General features: G+C 62.7%; 3 protein-coding genes. 1 reads left to right on the top strand and 2 read right to left on the bottom strand.

Going from position 1 to position 1,284, the window contains the following annotated elements; translation table 11 throughout:
- A partial coding sequence (locus tag EN984_RS35000) for a GNAT family N-acetyltransferase (protein ID WP_164765942.1) occupies positions 1–437 on the top strand: 437 nt, incomplete at its 5' end.
- Here EN984_RS35000 and EN984_RS35005 read toward each other — a convergent pair.
- Both EN984_RS35005 and EN984_RS35010 read right to left on the bottom strand, forming a co-directional pair.
- Positions 432–839 (bottom strand): hypothetical protein, encoded by a 408-nt coding sequence (locus EN984_RS35005; RefSeq protein ID WP_127266920.1) that lies wholly within the window; start codon positions 837–839, stop codon positions 432–434. The two genes, EN984_RS35000 and EN984_RS35005, sit on opposite strands and share 6 nt — an antisense overlap.
- Before the next feature lie 22 nt (positions 840–861).
- The gene (locus EN984_RS35010) at positions 862–1,068 is read right to left on the bottom strand and encodes a SlyX family protein (RefSeq protein ID WP_206517192.1); all 207 of its coding nucleotides are present in this window, start codon (positions 1,066–1,068) and stop codon (positions 862–864) included.
- Positions 1,069–1,284 lie beyond the last annotated feature (216 nt).

Genomic DNA, 1,284 nt, shown 5'->3' on the forward strand with positions numbered 1-1,284 from the left:
ACAGGCACGACGTAGCAGCGGTAGCCCAGCTGCGCCTGGCCACGTTTTTCGAGGGAACCGGAAGGACGCTCGGGGAAGATGCGGCAGGGCTTCGTGGCTTGATCGCCGGTGACGGCTTCGAGGCGGCATTCGTTGCCCGGATCGGCGACACCCCGGTCGGGACATGCCTGCTGGTCCGCCACGAGCTGGAGCCCGTACATGATCTGACGCCATGGCTGGCCGGGTTGGTCGTCGATGCAAGGTATCGACGCCGAGGCATCGCCACCGCGCTGGTCAAGGCAACGGAAGCCCATGCGGCGTCACGGGGCGTCGAGATGCTCCATCTCTACACATGGGATGCGCGTGATTTCTACGCGGCTCTCGGCTGGAATACCGTTGAGATAAGCGGCTCGGACGGCGAGAAGATGGCGCTGATGTCGCGCCGCCCTCGCCTATAGCAGCTTCGCGACGAGACAGCCCAGCGCGAACGCCACCATCAGCCCGGCGGCAACGACAACTCCGCGCCGGCCGCCAAGCGCGTGCACGCCAATGCCGTATGGTGGCCGGGACAGGCTTCGGATCACCGTGCGCGGTTTGACCTCATTGCCGCCGAGCTCGACGCTGCGCATCTGAGGTAACTCGGCTAGGCGTTGGGTAACCAGTTCCCAATGCCTGCCAGGCAGCAGGTCGCGTTTTCCGTAACGGTCGAAGAAATACATCTGCTCGGCAAGTCGCGCGACCGCGTCGCGGAAGGCGGGATCGACCTCCAGGTCACGTTCGGCCCGTTCGCGGTCTTTGTCGTTCATAAGACCGAGCACATATTCGCCGGCCCGCGCGATGCGATCGCTTTCACTGACCAAGGCGTGCACCTTCCCTTTTTCCTCACCAGTGCGGTGGCTTGGTTACCGGCACTTCATCTCCTGTCTGCTCCTCCAGCGCCAGGAAGCGATCCGTCAGCGCGTCCAGCTTGCGCTGCATGCGCTCGATCACTTTCCACTGCTCGGCGATCTGGCCGGACAGTTCCTCGATGATCTTCTCCTGCTCGGCGGCGCGTATTTCCAGCGTCGTCAGCCGGTCGGCGGGCGTGATCATGTGAATTCCCCAGTCTCACCGCGATGTCGTTCACCGCGATGTCTTGCGCCGTGATGCGAATTTCGGCGCCGTCATACTAGCGAATGTGAAGGCCCCGGCCACGTTGCAAATTGACAAGCGCACCGGGATTTGTCGAGAGTGAACCGGCTCCGCCAATTGGCACGGGCGGAGCGTCATGCTAGGCGTTTTGACCAAGCGATAAAAAAATAAGAG

This window comes from Mesorhizobium sp. M7A.F.Ca.CA.004.12.1.1, from assembly GCF_003997835.1.
Lineage (GTDB): Bacteria > Pseudomonadota > Alphaproteobacteria > Rhizobiales > Rhizobiaceae > Mesorhizobium.